General features: G+C 64.5%; 16 protein-coding genes and 2 pseudogenes. 10 read left to right on the top strand and 8 right to left on the bottom strand.

Annotation, left to right across the window (positions count from 1 at the left end):
• Window positions 1-40 precede the first annotated feature (40 nt).
• The gene (locus AC1DMA_RS06070; protein ID WP_478124220.1) at window positions 41-292 is read left to right on the top strand and encodes a hypothetical protein; all 252 of its coding nucleotides are present in this window, start codon (window positions 41-43) and stop codon (window positions 290-292) included.
• 52 nt (window positions 293-344) lie between these two features.
• On the opposite strand, the gene AC1DMA_RS06065 is transcribed toward AC1DMA_RS06070, so the two are convergent.
• Window positions 345-590, bottom strand: coding sequence for a hypothetical protein (locus AC1DMA_RS06065; protein WP_478124219.1), 246 nt, complete (start codon window positions 588-590; stop codon window positions 345-347).
• Between the two features lie 71 nt (window positions 591-661).
• Complete coding sequence (locus tag AC1DMA_RS06060) at window positions 662-1,459, bottom strand: IclR family transcriptional regulator (RefSeq protein WP_478143590.1); 798 nt, start codon at window positions 1,457-1,459, stop codon at window positions 662-664.
• Between the two features lie 143 nt (window positions 1,460-1,602).
• On the opposite strand from AC1DMA_RS06060, the gene AC1DMA_RS06055 reads away from it, so the two are divergent.
• The 6 genes from AC1DMA_RS06055 to AC1DMA_RS06030 are packed head-to-tail and all read left to right on the top strand — an operon-like array spanning window position 1,603 to window position 7,537.
• Window positions 1,603-2,598, top strand: coding sequence for a Bug family tripartite tricarboxylate transporter substrate binding protein (locus tag AC1DMA_RS06055; RefSeq protein ID WP_478143589.1), 996 nt, complete (start codon window positions 1,603-1,605; stop codon window positions 2,596-2,598).
• A 3-nt stretch (window positions 2,599-2,601) separates the two neighbouring features.
• On the top strand, window positions 2,602-3,396 hold the full coding sequence (locus tag AC1DMA_RS06050; protein ID WP_478143588.1) for an SDR family NAD(P)-dependent oxidoreductase: 795 nt from the start codon (window positions 2,602-2,604) through the stop codon (window positions 3,394-3,396).
• Window positions 3,393-4,550, top strand: coding sequence for an acyl-CoA dehydrogenase family protein (locus AC1DMA_RS06045; RefSeq protein WP_478143587.1), 1,158 nt, complete (start codon window positions 3,393-3,395; stop codon window positions 4,548-4,550). Before AC1DMA_RS06050 ends, AC1DMA_RS06045 begins: the two co-directional genes overlap by 4 nt.
• Window positions 4,547-5,473: an acyl-CoA dehydrogenase family protein gene (locus AC1DMA_RS06040; protein WP_478143586.1), complete on the top strand. Its 927-nt coding sequence runs from the start codon at window positions 4,547-4,549 to the stop codon at window positions 5,471-5,473. Before AC1DMA_RS06045 ends, AC1DMA_RS06040 begins: the two co-directional genes overlap by 4 nt.
• On the top strand, window positions 5,470-6,717 hold the full coding sequence (locus AC1DMA_RS06035) for a CaiB/BaiF CoA transferase family protein (protein ID WP_478143585.1): 1,248 nt from the start codon (window positions 5,470-5,472) through the stop codon (window positions 6,715-6,717). Before AC1DMA_RS06040 ends, AC1DMA_RS06035 begins: the two co-directional genes overlap by 4 nt.
• The gene (locus AC1DMA_RS06030) at window positions 6,698-7,537 is read left to right on the top strand and encodes an enoyl-CoA hydratase/isomerase family protein (RefSeq protein WP_478143584.1); all 840 of its coding nucleotides are present in this window, start codon (window positions 6,698-6,700) and stop codon (window positions 7,535-7,537) included. The genes AC1DMA_RS06035 and AC1DMA_RS06030 overlap by 20 nt, the downstream gene beginning before the upstream one ends.
• A 133-nt stretch (window positions 7,538-7,670) precedes the next feature.
• Here the strand turns inward: AC1DMA_RS06030 and AC1DMA_RS06025 are convergent, their stop codons facing one another.
• Complete coding sequence (locus AC1DMA_RS06025; protein WP_478124696.1) at window positions 7,671-8,210, bottom strand: cupin domain-containing protein; 540 nt, start codon at window positions 8,208-8,210, stop codon at window positions 7,671-7,673.
• A 172-nt stretch (window positions 8,211-8,382) separates the two neighbouring features.
• On the opposite strand from AC1DMA_RS06025, the gene pdxR reads away from it, so the two are divergent.
• A complete protein-coding gene (pdxR, locus tag AC1DMA_RS06020; RefSeq protein WP_478124210.1) occupies window positions 8,383-9,810 on the top strand; it encodes a MocR-like pyridoxine biosynthesis transcription factor PdxR in 1,428 nt (475 codons plus the stop codon).
• A 9-nt stretch (window positions 9,811-9,819) separates the two neighbouring features.
• On the opposite strand, the gene AC1DMA_RS06015 is transcribed toward pdxR, so the two are convergent.
• A complete protein-coding gene (locus AC1DMA_RS06015; RefSeq protein ID WP_478143583.1) occupies window positions 9,820-9,996 on the bottom strand; it encodes an oxidoreductase C-terminal domain-containing protein in 177 nt (58 codons plus the stop codon).
• On the opposite strand from AC1DMA_RS06015, the gene AC1DMA_RS06010 reads away from it, so the two are divergent.
• Together AC1DMA_RS06010 and AC1DMA_RS06005 are read left to right on the top strand one after the other, a co-directional pair.
• Window positions 9,952-10,422, top strand: coding sequence for an ABC transporter permease subunit (locus AC1DMA_RS06010; protein ID WP_478143582.1), 471 nt, complete (start codon window positions 9,952-9,954; stop codon window positions 10,420-10,422). The two genes, AC1DMA_RS06015 and AC1DMA_RS06010, sit on opposite strands and share 45 nt — an antisense overlap.
• Before the next feature lie 66 nt (window positions 10,423-10,488).
• Window positions 10,489-10,749, top strand: a pseudogene (locus AC1DMA_RS06005) (SDR family NAD(P)-dependent oxidoreductase); the annotation flags it as partial.
• Between the two features lie 21 nt (window positions 10,750-10,770).
• On the opposite strand, the gene AC1DMA_RS06000 reads toward AC1DMA_RS06005, so the two are convergent.
• From AC1DMA_RS06000 to AC1DMA_RS05985, 4 genes and pseudogenes are all read right to left on the bottom strand, one after another.
• Window positions 10,771-11,727, bottom strand: coding sequence for an AraC family transcriptional regulator (locus AC1DMA_RS06000; RefSeq protein ID WP_478143581.1), 957 nt, complete (start codon window positions 11,725-11,727; stop codon window positions 10,771-10,773).
• A 27-nt stretch (window positions 11,728-11,754) separates the two neighbouring features.
• Window positions 11,755-12,672 (bottom strand): NADP-dependent oxidoreductase, encoded by a 918-nt coding sequence (locus tag AC1DMA_RS05995; RefSeq protein WP_478143580.1) that lies wholly within the window; start codon window positions 12,670-12,672, stop codon window positions 11,755-11,757.
• Between the two features lie 90 nt (window positions 12,673-12,762).
• Window positions 12,763-13,299 (bottom strand): annotated as a pseudogene (locus AC1DMA_RS05990) (carboxymuconolactone decarboxylase family protein); the annotation flags it as partial.
• Window positions 13,300-13,356: 57 nt separating this feature from the next.
• On the bottom strand, window positions 13,357-14,052 hold the full coding sequence (locus AC1DMA_RS05985; RefSeq protein ID WP_478124205.1) for a nitroreductase family protein: 696 nt from the start codon (window positions 14,050-14,052) through the stop codon (window positions 13,357-13,359).
• Between the last annotated feature and the right edge of the window lie 252 nt (window positions 14,053-14,304).

Raw genomic sequence — 14,304 nt, 5'->3', positions numbered from 1 at the left:
ACTCCACGCTTCCTCATCGCCTGAAAGGCACTTCATGTCCATGACCATTTTGCAGGCGATCGAGCGTCTCAAGGAGATTCCTAACGATCTCGACATTCGCGGCCGACTCGAGGCCTTCGAACTGTGCGCCCTCAACCACAAGGGTCGACCTGGCGACATCAGCATGGTCAAGTCCGCGCTATGGCAAGGGCAACTGCGCATCGACGCCGACACCCTGAAAGTCATACAGGCCATCGCGACCGAATCTGAGAATTCACAGAATTCGTTGGCGCTGGAACGGGCCAGAGCTTGAGACTGAACGCCTGCGCGCTCCGCGTTCGGTCCCATCTTGGCCGAAGGCTTTGCTACGAGATGTGGAAGCGGCCGATGGCGTCGCGCTGCGCATTCGAGATCGCAGCAAACGCATCGTCGATGCCGCAGTCGCCCGTGTGAATGACGAGGGAATCGGACCAGTTCTTTCCAGCGTGATCGGCCTTGGCCAGTTTGTACTGAACGCTCACCTTGAGGCCCGTGCAGCCGGAGGTCCTGCGAGCCTTGTCGGTGATCCATTCGCTCAATTCCTCGAGCGTGACCGGGTGAGTTGTTGCCATTGGGTCCTTGTGTGTGGGTGCATTGTCGCTCCGCCACGCCGACCTCAACGCTGGCATGGCATCGACGCGATTTAGCGCGTCTCCTTACCCGTGCCGCTCGATTTGAGCCCGTTGCTCATCTCTTGGGCCAACACGCGCTTCCACTCCTCGATGATCGATTCGGTGACAACGGATGCGTGGGCAGCAATGCTCAGCGCCAAGTGCGGCGCAGCGCTTGCGCTGGGCACGGCGGTGCCCATGCCGAAGCCGTCGGTCACCACCGTTCCCTGGCTCAAAGCGAAGCCCGTCTGGCGCGCCATGCGCACTGCACTGCGCACGCTGTTGGGGTTCAAGCGCGGGTAGGGCCTCAGGCCGGGTGCGATGAGTTCGATGATCTGCTCGCAGTGCTCCTTGTCCAGAGCCGCCAGCAACGCGGTGGCGCCAGCGCCCACGCCGAGCAGGCGGCGCTGGCCCACTTCCACTGGCACGAAGCGCATCAGTGCCTGACTGTCCGCCTTGGCGAGACACACTGCTTCAACACCGCTACGACGCATCAGGTAGGCCGTGGCGCCCGTTCGGCGCGAAATCGCACCTAGCACGGGTCGCCAGTGCGCCACCTCGAGCACGCTGGCCGTTGGTGCCAGGCTCAGCTCATAGACCAGCTCGCCCAACCGATAGCGCTTGTCCTGCTCCGGCGCGCAGGCCAGCCGTTCCTCGATGAGGCAGCGCAGGATGCGGTGCGCGGTGGAGCGGGCCAGCGTGCAGTCACGCGCCACCTCCGTCAGCGTGGCTCCCTCTGCGCCGGCTTTGCCAAGCGCGCGCAGCACTGCCGCGGCCCGGCGTATGGCTTGAGTCCCGCTGGTCGCGGCTGATTCGGAGGAGGTGTCCATCATATGGAACGTGTGATGCCGTGATTTCCCTTGGCAACGGATAAATGTGCTGGATGTACTCCCCGACATGAGCCAAATTCGATGCTTGAGTATCCCACGATGTGGATAAATCACCTTCCCCAATCAGCAAAAGGAGCACGATCATGGGCCGATCTTTTTCCAGTTCGCCTTCCCGTCGCCGACGCAGTCTTGTGCTGGGCGCCACGGGCGCCGCACTGACCGGCATCACTTCGTGGCCAGCCGCAGCGCAGGGGACCTATCCGGACAAGCCCGTGCGCATCGTCGTGCCGTTCGGTGCCGGCGGCTCCGACTCGCTTGCCCGCGCGCTCGGCGAAAGGCTCGGCGTCCAACTCAAGCAGGCCGTGATCGTCGAGAACAAGCCAGGCGCGGCGGCGCTCGTCGGCACTGAGTACGCGGCCGCACAGCCCGCCGACGGCTACACGATCCTGTTCCTCGGTGGCGGCAGCCTGACGCCAGTATTGGTCAAGGACTTGAAGTTCAACCTGCTGCGATCCATGCGGCCCATCGTTTGCGTAGCGCGCGGCGGCATGACGCTGATGGTTCCGGGCACGCTGCCGGTGAACAACTTCCGAGAGTTCGTCGACTACGCCAAGAAGAACCCTGACAAGACCAACTTCAGCTACACCGCGGGCAGCATCCTGTTGGCAGGCGAGATGCTGAAGTCGCGCGCGGGCTTTCAAGCTACGCCGATCCCGTACAAGGGGTCCACGCAGGTTGCTACCGCGCTGATTTCCGGTGAAATACAGATGGGTATCGACGTGCCGCTGTTCTACGTGGGCATGATCAAAGAAGGTCGCATCAAGGCACTGGCGCACGGAGCTTCCGAACGCTCTCCCTCTCTGCCGGACGTTCCTACATTGGCAGAAGTCGGAGTGCCCGACCTCACCTTCGCTTTCTCGTTTGGATTCTGGGCGCCGGCCACCACGCCCGAGCTCATCGTCAAGCGGCTCAATGCCGCGTTCAACGAAGTGCTGAAGGATCCAGACATTCGCGCCCGCCTCGCGCAAGCCGGCGTGATACCCGTCGGCGGCGCGCCGGAGGCCCATTCCGCCCAAGTGGCAGCCGAGCAGCAGATGTGGGCGCAAGCGGCTTCCGCGATCGGCTACAAGCCGGAATAACGCATGTTTTCCTTGTCAGGCAAGACGGTCGTTGTCACAGGGGGCGGGCGCGGCATTGGTCGAGGCATCTCACTCGCAGTGGCGCGCTGCGGCGCCAACGTCGTGGTGAGCGGCCGGTCAAAGAAAGCGTTGGCTGCCACGCAAGCCGAGTTGCAGAACCTGGGCGTGCAGGCGCACGCCGTGGCAGCCGACGTCACGCGAGCCGAAGACATTGCGCGCATCGTCGCCGAAGCGCAGCACCGGTTCGGTGCCATCGACGGCTGGGTCAACAATGCCGGGAGCGCAGCCCCGGACGACATCGGCCCGCTGCTGGACGTGCGCGAAGACCAATGGGACCGCGTCGTCGACTTGAACCTGAAGTGGACTTTCTTCGCGGCGCAGGCCGCCGCTCGTGCCATGCAGCACGGCGGCTCCATCGTGAACATCACATCCCGCAGCGCATCACATCCCAATCCCAACACCGGTCACTACGGAGCGGCCAAAGCTGCCGTCGAAAACCTCACGCTCACCATGGCCGCCGAGTGGGGCCACTTGGGCATCCGCGTCAATGCCGTGGCGCCGGGGGTCGTGATGACCGAAGAACTGGCGAAAGTGTTCAACACCGAAGCTCGCATCCGCCGCCAGGTGGAAACGGTGCCGTTGCAGCGCTTGGGAACGCCCGATGACATCGGCCCGCTCTGTGCCTACCTGCTGTCGGACGAGGCGTCATGGACGACCGGTGCCTTGATCGCGGTCAATGGCGGCAGTCCCGTCCCCATGGGCTATCTGAGCTACCTGCACAAGGTAAACAACGCATGAATTTCGAATGGACCACTGAACAGCGGGCCCTGCGCGATCGTGTGCGCACGCTGCTGGCGCGCGAACTGCCGCCCGACTGGGAACACATCAGCCGCGATGGCCCCGGGTCCCCGGCGCAAACGGCTTTCTCGCTGGACTTTTGCCCGAAACTTGCAGCCGAGGGACTGCTGGTGCCGCACTGGCCGGTGGAGCATGGCGGGCGCGGTGCGCCGGCCTGGGAGCACTTCATCCTCGGCGAGGAACTGTTCGCCGCGGGAGAGCCGCGGGGACCGCAATACATGAACGTCAACTTCATCGGCGCCACGCTGATGAAGTACGGAACGCCGCAGCAGCAGGCCCGATACCTGCCGGACATGGCTGCGGGTCGCGCGGTGTGGTGCCAGGGATTTTCAGAACCCTCGGCGGGATCCGATCTGGCCTCGCTCGCCACGCGCGCCGTTCAGCGCGGAGACGAGTACCTGATCAATGGCAGCAAGGTGTGGACGTCCTATGCCGGCATGGCGCAGACGTGCTTCCTGCTGGCGCGAACCGGGGCGGGCAAGGGTGGCATCGCGATCTTCCTCGTGCCGATGGACACGCCTGGCATCACTGTGCGCGCGATCCCGTCGCTGATCGGTCACGGCGACATCCACGAAGTCTTCTTCGACGACGTGGTGGTGCCTGCCACGGCGCGCCTCGGCGAGGAAGGCCAAGCCTGGGCCATCATCGGCTATGCACTGTCTCTCGAGCGTGTGGGACTGGCGCGCTATGCGTTCTCCCGCCGCGTACTGGACCGCATAGTCTGCGATCTCCAGGCGCGAGGCCAGTTCGCCGACACCAGCGTACGTGCGCAGGCGGCGCAGGCGCTCGCCGCATGTGAGGCGGCGCGCCTTCTCGTTTACCGGGTGGTGGACGAGCGCGCCCGCGGACTGCCGCCCAGCGCCGTATCCAATCTGGCCCGCGTGGCTGTGGTGAAGGCCGACCATGCGGTGTCGGACTTCGCGCTCGCATATTTCGGCGACGCGCTGTGCGGCGACAGCTGGCCGCTCGTGCTGGCCCACCATGAACGCGCTATTGCCGCTGGCATCGCCTCAGGCGCCGCGGAAATCCAGCTCAACCTCGTCGCGCAGGCGTGGCTGCAGTTGCCGCGCGAACCCCTTCTGGAACGCACATGAACCTGGAATTCAACCCCGACCAACTCGCGCTGCTCGATGCCGTCGAGCGTATCGCGACGGCCTACGAGGCACGTTCGGTGCTTGGTGCCAAGCACTTCGAGTACTCCACATCGCTGCAGGACGACCTGGACGCCGCTGGCATCTTCGAGGCCGCAGCCGTTGAGGAGCTCGGCGCTGTCGCTGCCGTGGCCATGATCCACCGCTTGGCAAAGCTGCCTCAGTGCGTGGAGCTTGTTGCGGCGGCGCTGGTGTTGCCGCTGCTCGCCCCGGAGCTGCCCCGCCCTTGCGCCGTGTTCTGGGGCCGCCGTGACGGACCCGTGCGCTGGCTGCCTGGCGCACGCACGGTGCTGTGCGTGCGCGGCGACATCGTCGAAACCGCAATGCTGACGGATGCCGACGTTGCGAATTTGGACAGCCCTTTTGGCTATCCCGTTGGACGCGTGATCGAACCAAACGCGCTCACGTGGCGCCAGCTCGACCTGGATGCGGCCGAACTGCGACGGCTGTGGCGATTGGGCGTAGCGATCGAACTGACCGGCTGCCTCGAGGCTGCCCTGAACGCGGTGGTAACTCATGTGCGCGACCGTCGCCAGTTCGGACGCCCGCTGGGTGCGTTCCAGGCTGTCCAGCACCGGCTGGCCGCTGCGGCGGTGCAGGTGGAGGCTGGTCGGTGGCTTGCGCTGCAGGCGGCACACAGCGGGTGCGACGCCGACGCCGCCTGCGCGCTGGCGCACGCACAGGATTGCACGCCTGCCATCACCTACGACCTGCACCAGTTCATGGGGGCCATGGGCCTGACGCTCGAGCATCGGCTGCACAGATGGACCACGCGGGCGAAGATGCTGCGGGCTGACATGGGCGGCGCACAGGCGCAGCAGCTTGCGCTGGCGGCCGCTGTCTGGGACCTGGAGGCAACAGCATGAACGACACCAACACCAGGCTGCCGCTCGCAGGCGTCAAGGTCCTCGATTTGAGCCGCATCCTGGCTGCACCGTTGGCCGCGCAGACCCTGGCGGACCTCGGGGCCGAAGTCATCAAGGTCGAGCGGCCTGGGAACGGGGACGAGGCACGCCGATGGGGGCCTCCGTTCTTGAAGGACCAAGACGGCAACGACACGCGCGAGTCGCCCATGTACCTGTCGGCCAACCGCAACAAGCAGTCGATCACGATCGACATCGCATGCGCAGAAGGGCAGGACCTGGTGCGCCGTCTGGCAGCGCGATCCGATGTGTTGCTCGAGAACTTCAAAGTCGGTGATCTGGCCCGGTACAAGCTGGACCACGCGTCACTGCGCGCACTGAACCCGCGGCTCATTTACTGCTCGGTCACCGGCTTCGGCCAGACTGGCCCCAAGAGTCACCTCCCGGGCTACGACACCGTGTTCCAGGCGATGAGCGGCATGATGAGCGTGACTGGCCTGCCTGACGGCGTTCCCGGAGGCGGTCCCATGAAGACCGGCCCCAGCCTGGCCGACTTCATCGCCGGGCAGTACGCTGCCTCGGGCGTGCTGGCGGCGTTGTACGAGCGTGACGGCCCCAATGGCACGGGCATGGGCCGGCACATCGACATCGCACTTCTGGACTGCACCATCGCCGCTCAGACGCATTCGGTCATGACCTATCTTGCGGCCGGCGTGGTGCCGCCGCGCCGCGGCACCGAAGGCAATGGCGGCCTGCCTTCGCAAGCGTTCGAATGCGCCGATGGCGGCATCATCGTCATCTGCGGCAGCGAGGCGCAGTACAAGGCGTTCTGCGACGTGCTGCGCCAGCCGCAATTGGCCGACGACGCTCGCTTCGTCACCAACTCGCAGCGGCTGGGGCACCGCCGCGAACTGGCCGAAGTGTTCAATGCGCTCACCCGGCAATGGCCGGCGCGCGAGCTGTTGATGGCGCTGGAGGCCGCGGGCATCCCCAGCGGCCCGATCAATCGCTACCCGGAAGTGTTCGCCGACCCGCAGGTCGTGCATCGCGGCGTGACCCAGCGCGTACCGCATCCAACCGCGGGAGAAGTGACGCTGTGTGTCAACCCGATCCGCTTCACCGGAATGCAACCGCCACCATCCAAGGCGCCGCCCACTATCGGCGAGCACACCGACGGCATCCTGCGCGACGTGCTGGGGCTGGAACCCGTCGCGATCGCATCGCTGCATGAGCGGCGCATCGTCTGAGGAAAGCCCGATGATGGACGACTACGAGACCATTCTTTGCGACGCGACTGACGACGGCGTCGCGACGCTCACGCTGAACCGCCCCGCGTCATTGAACGCCATCAGTCGGCTGATGGCCGACGAAATGACAGATGCATTGGCGCGCCTTGCGGCCGAGGCGAGCTTGCGCGTGCTGATCCTTCGCGGCGCAGGCGACGCCTTCTGCGCGGGCGGTGACGTCCGCGACATGGCGAGCCAGGGCACCCGCAGTTCGACTGAAGCACTGGACGACATGTCGCGGTACCGCCGAATGACGCTCGCGTTGCATGGCTTTCAACAGCCAGTTATCGCCGCCGTGGACGGTGTGGCCTTTGGCGCCGGGATGAGCCTCGCCTTGCTGGCCGATCTGGTTCTGTTGAGTGATCGCGCCAGGCTCTGCCTGGTTTTCCAGCGGGTGGGCCTGATCCCCGACTGCGCCGCTCTGTATACCTTGCCTCGTCTGGTGGGCCTGCAGCAAGCCAAGGCCCTTGCGCTCTCAGCACGTGAAATCGGCGCGATCGAAGCGCAAGCCATGGGTCTGGCACTGGAAGTGTTGCCTTGGCAGGACCTTCTTGCGCGAGCGAACCAGCTCGCCACCGCGCTCGCCAAGGGCTCTCCGACCGCACTTTCGCTCACAAAGCAGGCACTGGACGCGTCGCTCCAAAGTGACTTGCCAACAATGCTGGCGATGGAAGCAGCCGCGCAAGCAGTCGCTTTGACAAGCGAAGACCATCGGACGGCGGTGCGCGCATTTGTACGAAAAGAAGGAAAGCGGTACGTCTGGCCAGCGCGATCCAATTGACGCTGAACCGATGTCAGTTGCAACTCGTCGCCCAACTGCAAATCTCTTCGCCCAGCGGGCCCCAAAACCCCCAGGGATCAGTGCGTGTGCCGATCCTGGGCATGCGCAGGCCGGTCTGATCAAGCCGGTCTGATCAGGGCGGCAGAACCAGCGGGCCGCAGTTTTCGTCAGTGACGAAGGTCGCGAGAAGCTTCGCCGGGTGCACCGGATCGGGGTTCTCGGCGAACAGATGCAGCGCACCAGGCGGCTCGAAGAACGTCTCGCCAAATCGATAGTCGCCCGCTGGCGTGCCGGCCAATTGCGAGCGGATCGTTCCTTCGAGAATGACCGCAGTCACCGACCCGGGATGACGGTGCGCCGGCGAGTAGGCCAGCGGCGGAAAGTCGACGAGCAGCGTGGTGATGGACTTCCCGGGCACATTCGGCAGCGGCTCGCATGAGAGCACCTTGGGCGAGGTCGCAGGGCGGGCTGCGGCGGCGGAGCCTGCAGGGGCGGGGGCCGAGGCGAACATCGGCCGGCTCACGGTGCTGCACAGGTCGGCAAACCAATCCGCTGCTTCCTTCTTGCCACCGTGCGGCAGCAGTGCCCAAACAGTGGCAAGCACCAGCGTGCCGGCCATCGCGGAGACGATTTTCTGGCGGCTGGCAGGCAGCATGCCTCGAATTGCGTTCATGGTTGCGTCTCCGCGCAGTCCCTTCATTGCACCACCCGGCACGAATATGCTGACGTCCATCACGTTGATCTCCTTTTCGCCGACGGCTGCGGAATACAGCGCCCGAGAGCTCCGAGACTAGGTCCGAAATGCCTCATGTCATTGGGCCAAGAAAGGAGAAAATGACTGGGCCATGCCCGCACTGCCCGCACTCGACCGCGATACCTCGATGCCATTGCATCGGCAGATTTATCGCCGATTTCGCACTGCGATCGACGAGGGTGTACTGAAGCCTGGAGACCGCGTCGCGTCCGCCCGGGCCCTGGCGAGCGAGCTGGATGTTGCGCGTGGCACGGTCGAGATGGCCTACAGCCAGCTCTCGGGCGAGGGCTACTTCACCGCCCGCGGACCCGCGGGAACCGTGGTCTCGCCCGCATTGCCGCTGCGCCGCTCGCCGCGCCCGACGTCCGCGTCCGGCACTGCAAGAGTCTCGGCGTCGCCTTTGGCGAGCATCACCGGGGCGACGGAGCCGCTTCCGCTCCAGATGGGGGTGCCGGCCTTCGACGTGTTCCCGCGCAAGCTCTGGGCCAGGCTGGCCGCAAGGCGTATCCGGGCCACCAGCGTGGCAGAAATGAACTATGGAGATCCCGCGGGACACCTGCCTCTGCGCGAAGCGATCGCAGCCTATGTGGGCGTCTCTCGGGGCGTCTCCTGCAGCGCTGAGCAAGTGTTCGTGACGCCGGGCTACCGCAGTTCCCTTGCGATTGCCGCACGGGTTCTCCTGAAGCGCGGCGCCCGGGTGTGGGTCGAAGACCCGGGCTACCTCCCGACGATCCAGGTGTTGCGCGAAGCGGGAATGCGCCCCGCGTGGGTGGCGGTCGATGTTGAAGGGCTTCGGGTGGACCTGGGCCGTCGCAAGGCTCCTGATGCGCGCATGGCAGTCATCACGCCGTCGCATCAGGCGCCGCTGGGCGTCTCGATGTCGCTGCCGCGCCGACTGGAACTGCTCGATTGGGCCTCGCAGGCGCACGGCTGGATCGTGGAGGATGACTATGACGGTGAGTACCGCTACGCGGGCCCGCCGCTGCCCGCGCTGAAGAGCCTCGATGGCAATGACCGCGTTGTCTATGCCGGAAGCTTCTCCAAAGTTCTGTATCCGGGCTTGGCATTGGGCTACCTCGTGGTGCCGGAGCGCCAATGCGAGGCCTTTGCGGCGGCGGCGCGGGCCACTTCGAACGGGTGTCCTCAGCTGATGCAAGCGATCGCCGCGGACTTCATGCGCGAAGGTCACTTCGCGCGGCACCTCAAGAAGATGCGGCTGCTCTATGCACGCCGCCGCGAGCTGCTCGCGGTCGCGTTGCAGCAGATCTTCGGCGAGGAAGTCGACGTGGCGTTGCAGGGGGGCGGCATGCATCTCATTGCGCGTTTCGCCGATGCAAGTCCGGGCGATGTCGAACTCGCCCGACGTGCACAAGCGGCGGGGCTCTACGCGCAGGCGCTCTCCGAGCGGGGCAGCGCGGCATTGCGCGACCAGGGGCTGCTCCTGGGCTTCACGAACGTCGCCTCGCAAGCGCAGGCACGCCGCATCGCGAAGCGGCTGCAATCAGCCCTCGCTCCCTGATTCGCGACTTCAGAAATGAAAACCTTCCGCGGCGAGCTCGGCTCTGTGCAGCGAGACTCGCTCGGCCAGCAGCTTGCGCAGTCGACGGATCTCCCGAGGCCGGTTGATGCCGACCGCGCCCACGACCACATCGCTGCGCAGGTGGACAAAGAGCCGATCGTTTGCGCCCGGCAGGGTCGCGAGCACGGCATCGCTGCGGGTCGGAGCGCCAAGCACCTGCAGGTTCACGCCGTACTGGTCCGCGCGGCTCTCAACCCTCTGTCAAGCTCGCTTTCCGGCGTCGATGTGAATCGCGTCCTGATGATCGGCTGGGGCGTCGCTGGCGCGATCGGCGCCGTCGCGGGCCTATTGGCGGCGCCTGTCGTCTTCCTCAGCCCCAACATGATGAGCGGGATCATGATCTACGGCTTTGCCGCGGCCGTCGTGGGCGGTGTGGACAGTCCTCCAGGGGCCATCCTCGGCGGACTGCTGCTGGGAATCGGAGAGAACTTGCTCGGCGCCTACGTGACCGGCAACGAACTCAAGCTGACGATCGCGCTTGCCGTCATGTTCGCGATCCTCGTCGTGCGTCCGCAGGGCCTGCTGAGCGGAAAGGCCATCCAACGTGTTTGAAACGATAAAGCATTGCGCGCGCCGGTCGGCGCGTCATTGATGGCCCCGCAGCATGCCTGCCATGGTGTGGGCCTGCGCTCGCACTACATCGCAAGCCGCTGCGCCGCGCCTAAGATGGTGGCGCGCCGGCAGGGACTCATCGTCAACACTTCATCAGGGGGCGCCGTGAGATACACGTTCAACGTGCCCTTCGGCGTGCAGAAAGCGGGCGTCGACAAGATGGCCAAGGACATGGCGCACGACCTGAAGCCTTTCGGCGTCGCCTCCCTCGAGTATGGATTCACCGACATCGACGGGCGGATGCCGGCGAAACCTTCGCGCACCTGATTGACTGAGAAGTGAGCGCCACTATTGCCCCACACGCGCCGAACGGCGCCATTGCCCGGGCGTCATTCCCATCCATTCGGCAAACGCACGCCGGAATGCTGCCTCGGATTGATACCCTACGGACTCGCCGACTGCCGCGGTTGCGATCCCCGGCTTTGTCAACGCGTTGGCGGCCAGACTCATGCGGATATCGGTCAGCAGTTCGATGGCCGAGCGCCCTAGCTTGTCCTGAAAGTGCCGCATAAAGGTGGCGCGAGACATGCTGCACAAGTCAGCCAACTCAGGCAGCTTCCAGGGGCGTGCTGGATCAGCAAATAGGGCTGAAATGGCCGGCGCCAGGCGTGGGTGACCGGCCAATGCCAATAAGCCCGCCGGGGCATGCTCGGATTCGCTCGCTGCGCGCAGCACAAGTGTGAACAGCGCCGAGGAGAGCGCGTTCAGCACTGCATTCGCGCCCAGTTTGCTGCTGGTGGTCTCCAGCCGCATCAGGCCCATCAGACCGGTCAGGTGCTGTGAGGCGGAGGTGAAGCCTTCGTCGGTATTGCTGTCCGACGCCCGTATGACGACATTCGTGGGCAGGTAATTGCGAATCAAGCGATCATGCGGTTGCCCGATGAAGAACCTCCCGCACAACAGATCCAGACGCTCGCCCGCGCCATCGTTCTCGCTGAGCATCCAACCTCCCGAATCTCGGCGATTTTGTGTGGGCGCCGGAGCTGCTCCACTGCCATCGTCCAGCACGTGCTCCGAGCCGTGAGGCAGCAGCACAACGTCTCCGCCCACCAGTTCCGTGAACGTCTCCATCTTCGAATCTTTGAGAATGGCCCGGCCCTTCAGCACGACGTGGTAGGGAATCTCGTCTGCCGCGGCCTGCGGCCAGGAGACGCGCCAAGGGGCGCCGTAAGCGCAGCGGACCTCCAGCCGGCCTGTGACGGTGATCATTTGCAGGAGCTGGCTCAACCAGTCGACTTGGGACATTGGAATTCGGGAGGTGAAAGTGCCTTGTCACGGACGAATCCGGATGACCGTCTTCCCATTGATCCTCTCGGTGCTGTTGAAGGCGGCGACAGCATTTTCGAGAGGCACGACTCTGGCGATGTGCGTGCGCAGTCGTCCATCCCGCACCCGCCGGACGATCTCAGTGAGTTGTGCGCAGTCGGACTCAACAACGAAGTCGACGGCCAGGCCGTCAGTGGGCCGCGCTTCTGAGGGCCCTACCGCGGAGACCAACGTTCCTCCTGCTCGCACCAGGCGCGCGGACCGTTTCCCGATCTCGCCGCCAATGAGATCGAACACCAGATCCACTCCGCCGACGTTTTCGAGGACATCGTTGTCGAGGTCGACGAACTCGTTCGCGCCGAAATCGAGAGCAGCCTGACGGTCAGCGGCGCGTCCGGTACCGACGACGTAGGCGCCGAACTCACGCGCGAGTTGTGTCACGATTGACCCAACAGCGCCCGCAGCGCCGTGGGCGAGTACCGTTTGGCCAGCACGAAGACGGCCATGATCGAACAGTCCCTGCCACGCAGTGAGACCCGAGATTGGCAGGCTGGCGCCCACGGCAAAGTCGACGTCACCTGAAAAGGGCGCCAGATTGCGGGCCTCGACCGCCGCATACTCCGCCAGGGTACCGTCGCGATACCAGTCGGTGATGCCCAATACCCGCTGGCCTACCGAGAGTCTCGTCGTGCCGTAGCCGAGAGCGGTGACCACTCCGGCGAACTCGTGTCCCGGGATGGCCGGTGTTCGGCTGCGGCTGACGCGATCCGTCCAAGTTGAAGGCCACGTTAACTCAGTGCCGACGAATCCCGACGCGTAGATCTGAACGACGACATCGTTGATCGCGGGCACTGGGTCGGGGCGCTCCACCAGCTTCATCCCGGCTTTTCCGGCAGCCTGGTCCGTAACAACAATCGCTTTCATGAGAGCTCTCCTTTTTTAACTTGCCTGGTCAGCGTCGACGGCGGTGACTGCGAAGGCGACCAGGCCTTTCGACACGGGCTCAGAGCGCGCCGCCGGGGCAACGGCGGGAAAGTCCTTCTCAGGATCGAACACGTTGTTGAAGAAGTTCGTCAGTGAATACATGGCCACGAGCGCGACGATTTCGATGACGTGCGCATCCGTGTAGCCAGCATCGTGAACGGCTTGCAGATCGACATCACTGACTTTGCCGCGGTTCTCGATGACTTTGCGTGCGAATCGGACAGCGGCGTGCCGCTTCGGATCGGTGGCATACCCCAGCCGAGCGAGCTTAATTTCGTCGGCGGACATCTTAGCCATCCGCTCGGCCGTAAAGCTGTGAACCGCGAGGCAGTAGTCGCACCCGTTCACTTCCGAGACCGCAAGGCCGATGCTGTCGCGCGTCTTCACGTCCAGCACCTTGCTCAGCGAGCCGAGCAGTGTGGCCCATGAGTTGAACGCGATCGGGCTCAGCGCGAAGGTCGCCATCATGTTTGGGGTGAAGCCGATGTTCTTGGTGAACATGTCGAGGGTCGGCCTCGACTCTGCCGGCACTTGTTGCGGAGTGGGCGTGGGTAGCGTTCTGGACATCGTAGGCTCCTTGGGGTTTCAATGGTTCGAAAATTGGGGGCAAGGGTCTGTGCGTGTCTATACGAGATCCAGCACGTCGGCGACCGGGCGGCGCGGCTTTTGCGGCCAATTTCCCGCGCGCTCCGCTCCGACGGTCACCAACATGACCGGCACTTCGTTCTCGGCCAGCGCGAACTCGCGGACCAGCTCTTCGGCGTCGAAGCCGATCATGGGCGTCGAGCCAAGGCCCCAAGACCGGGCCACGTACATGAGTGCCGTCGCGGCGATGGCGCCAGTGCGCACCGCCTCGTCTCGCTGCTGCTGCGGGTCCTCGGCATACAGGCTATGAGCGGGGCTCTCCCATTCCGGCACCATCGTCGCCGGCATGATGCCCGCCTGCACCAACGGTGCCAGGCGCTGCGGAATCACGCTGGCATCGGCCAACTGACCGCAGATGATGAAGGTGACTGCAGCGTCTGTGATCGGCGGTTGATTCCAAGCAATCGGGCGCAACCGAGCTTTGGCTTCGGGCGTGCGCACGGCGATGAAGCGCCAGTTCTGCAAGTGGAAGGACGTCGGCGCGGTGGTGGTGATACGCACCAGCTCACCGATTTGTTCGTCGCTCAACGTGGCGTCCGGGTCGTAGTACTTGGCGGCGCTACGGCTGAGAATGTTTTCGACGACGGGATTGATCGCAGGGATCCCGTCCTGTACCAGTGCGCGGACGTTCGGGGTGGCACCGCTGGCAGATTTGATCGCAGGAATATCACTCATGATTCGGCCTCTTCAAAATAGGAGCCGCAACTTTAAAACCGGAGAATGCAAACTACGATACTCGTTTGGGTCATTGTTATGCTCCAAAGGATCACTGGCCAACGAGACTCGAAGCTCTCCTGATTGAAGAAAATCGCGGTCCTGTCGGCGACAAAATCGCCCAGGACACGGAGCAGGGCACGTGCTCGCAACGTCGAAGTGATGTGGCTCACAGGGCGGCTTGCACCGGACTTCAAGACCATTGCGGATTCA

Source organism: Variovorax sp. 05N34 (genome assembly GCF_056397405.1).
The sequence above is the reverse complement of the archived record's forward strand: the minus strand, read 5'-3'. Positions and strand labels throughout refer to the sequence as shown.

Coding starts and splice junctions, on each gene's coding strand:
- AC1DMA_RS06070 (WP_478124220.1), top strand. CDS start 41: ATGACCATTTTGCAGGCGATCGAGCGTCTCAAGGAGATTCCTAACGAT.
- AC1DMA_RS06065 (WP_478124219.1), bottom strand. CDS start 590: ATGGCAACAACTCACCCGGTCACGCTCGAGGAATTGAGCGAATGGATC.
- AC1DMA_RS06060 (WP_478143590.1), bottom strand. CDS start 1,459: ATGGACACCTCCTCCGAATCAGCCGCGACCAGCGGGACTCAAGCCATA.
- AC1DMA_RS06055 (WP_478143589.1), top strand. CDS start 1,603: ATGGGCCGATCTTTTTCCAGTTCGCCTTCCCGTCGCCGACGCAGTCTT.
- AC1DMA_RS06050 (WP_478143588.1), top strand. CDS start 2,602: ATGTTTTCCTTGTCAGGCAAGACGGTCGTTGTCACAGGGGGCGGGCGC.
- AC1DMA_RS06045 (WP_478143587.1), top strand. CDS start 3,393: ATGAATTTCGAATGGACCACTGAACAGCGGGCCCTGCGCGATCGTGTG.
- AC1DMA_RS06040 (WP_478143586.1), top strand. CDS start 4,547: ATGAACCTGGAATTCAACCCCGACCAACTCGCGCTGCTCGATGCCGTC.
- AC1DMA_RS06035 (WP_478143585.1), top strand. CDS start 5,470: ATGAACGACACCAACACCAGGCTGCCGCTCGCAGGCGTCAAGGTCCTC.
- AC1DMA_RS06030 (WP_478143584.1), top strand. CDS start 6,698: ATGAGCGGCGCATCGTCTGAGGAAAGCCCGATGATGGACGACTACGAG.
- AC1DMA_RS06025 (WP_478124696.1), bottom strand. CDS start 8,210: ATGAACGCAATTCGAGGCATGCTGCCTGCCAGCCGCCAGAAAATCGTC.
- pdxR (WP_478124210.1), top strand. CDS start 8,383: ATGCCCGCACTGCCCGCACTCGACCGCGATACCTCGATGCCATTGCAT.
- AC1DMA_RS06000 (WP_478143581.1), bottom strand. CDS start 11,727: ATGTCCCAAGTCGACTGGTTGAGCCAGCTCCTGCAAATGATCACCGTC.
- AC1DMA_RS05995 (WP_478143580.1), bottom strand. CDS start 12,672: ATGAAAGCGATTGTTGTTACGGACCAGGCTGCCGGAAAAGCCGGGATG.
- AC1DMA_RS05985 (WP_478124205.1), bottom strand. CDS start 14,052: ATGAGTGATATTCCTGCGATCAAATCTGCCAGCGGTGCCACCCCGAAC.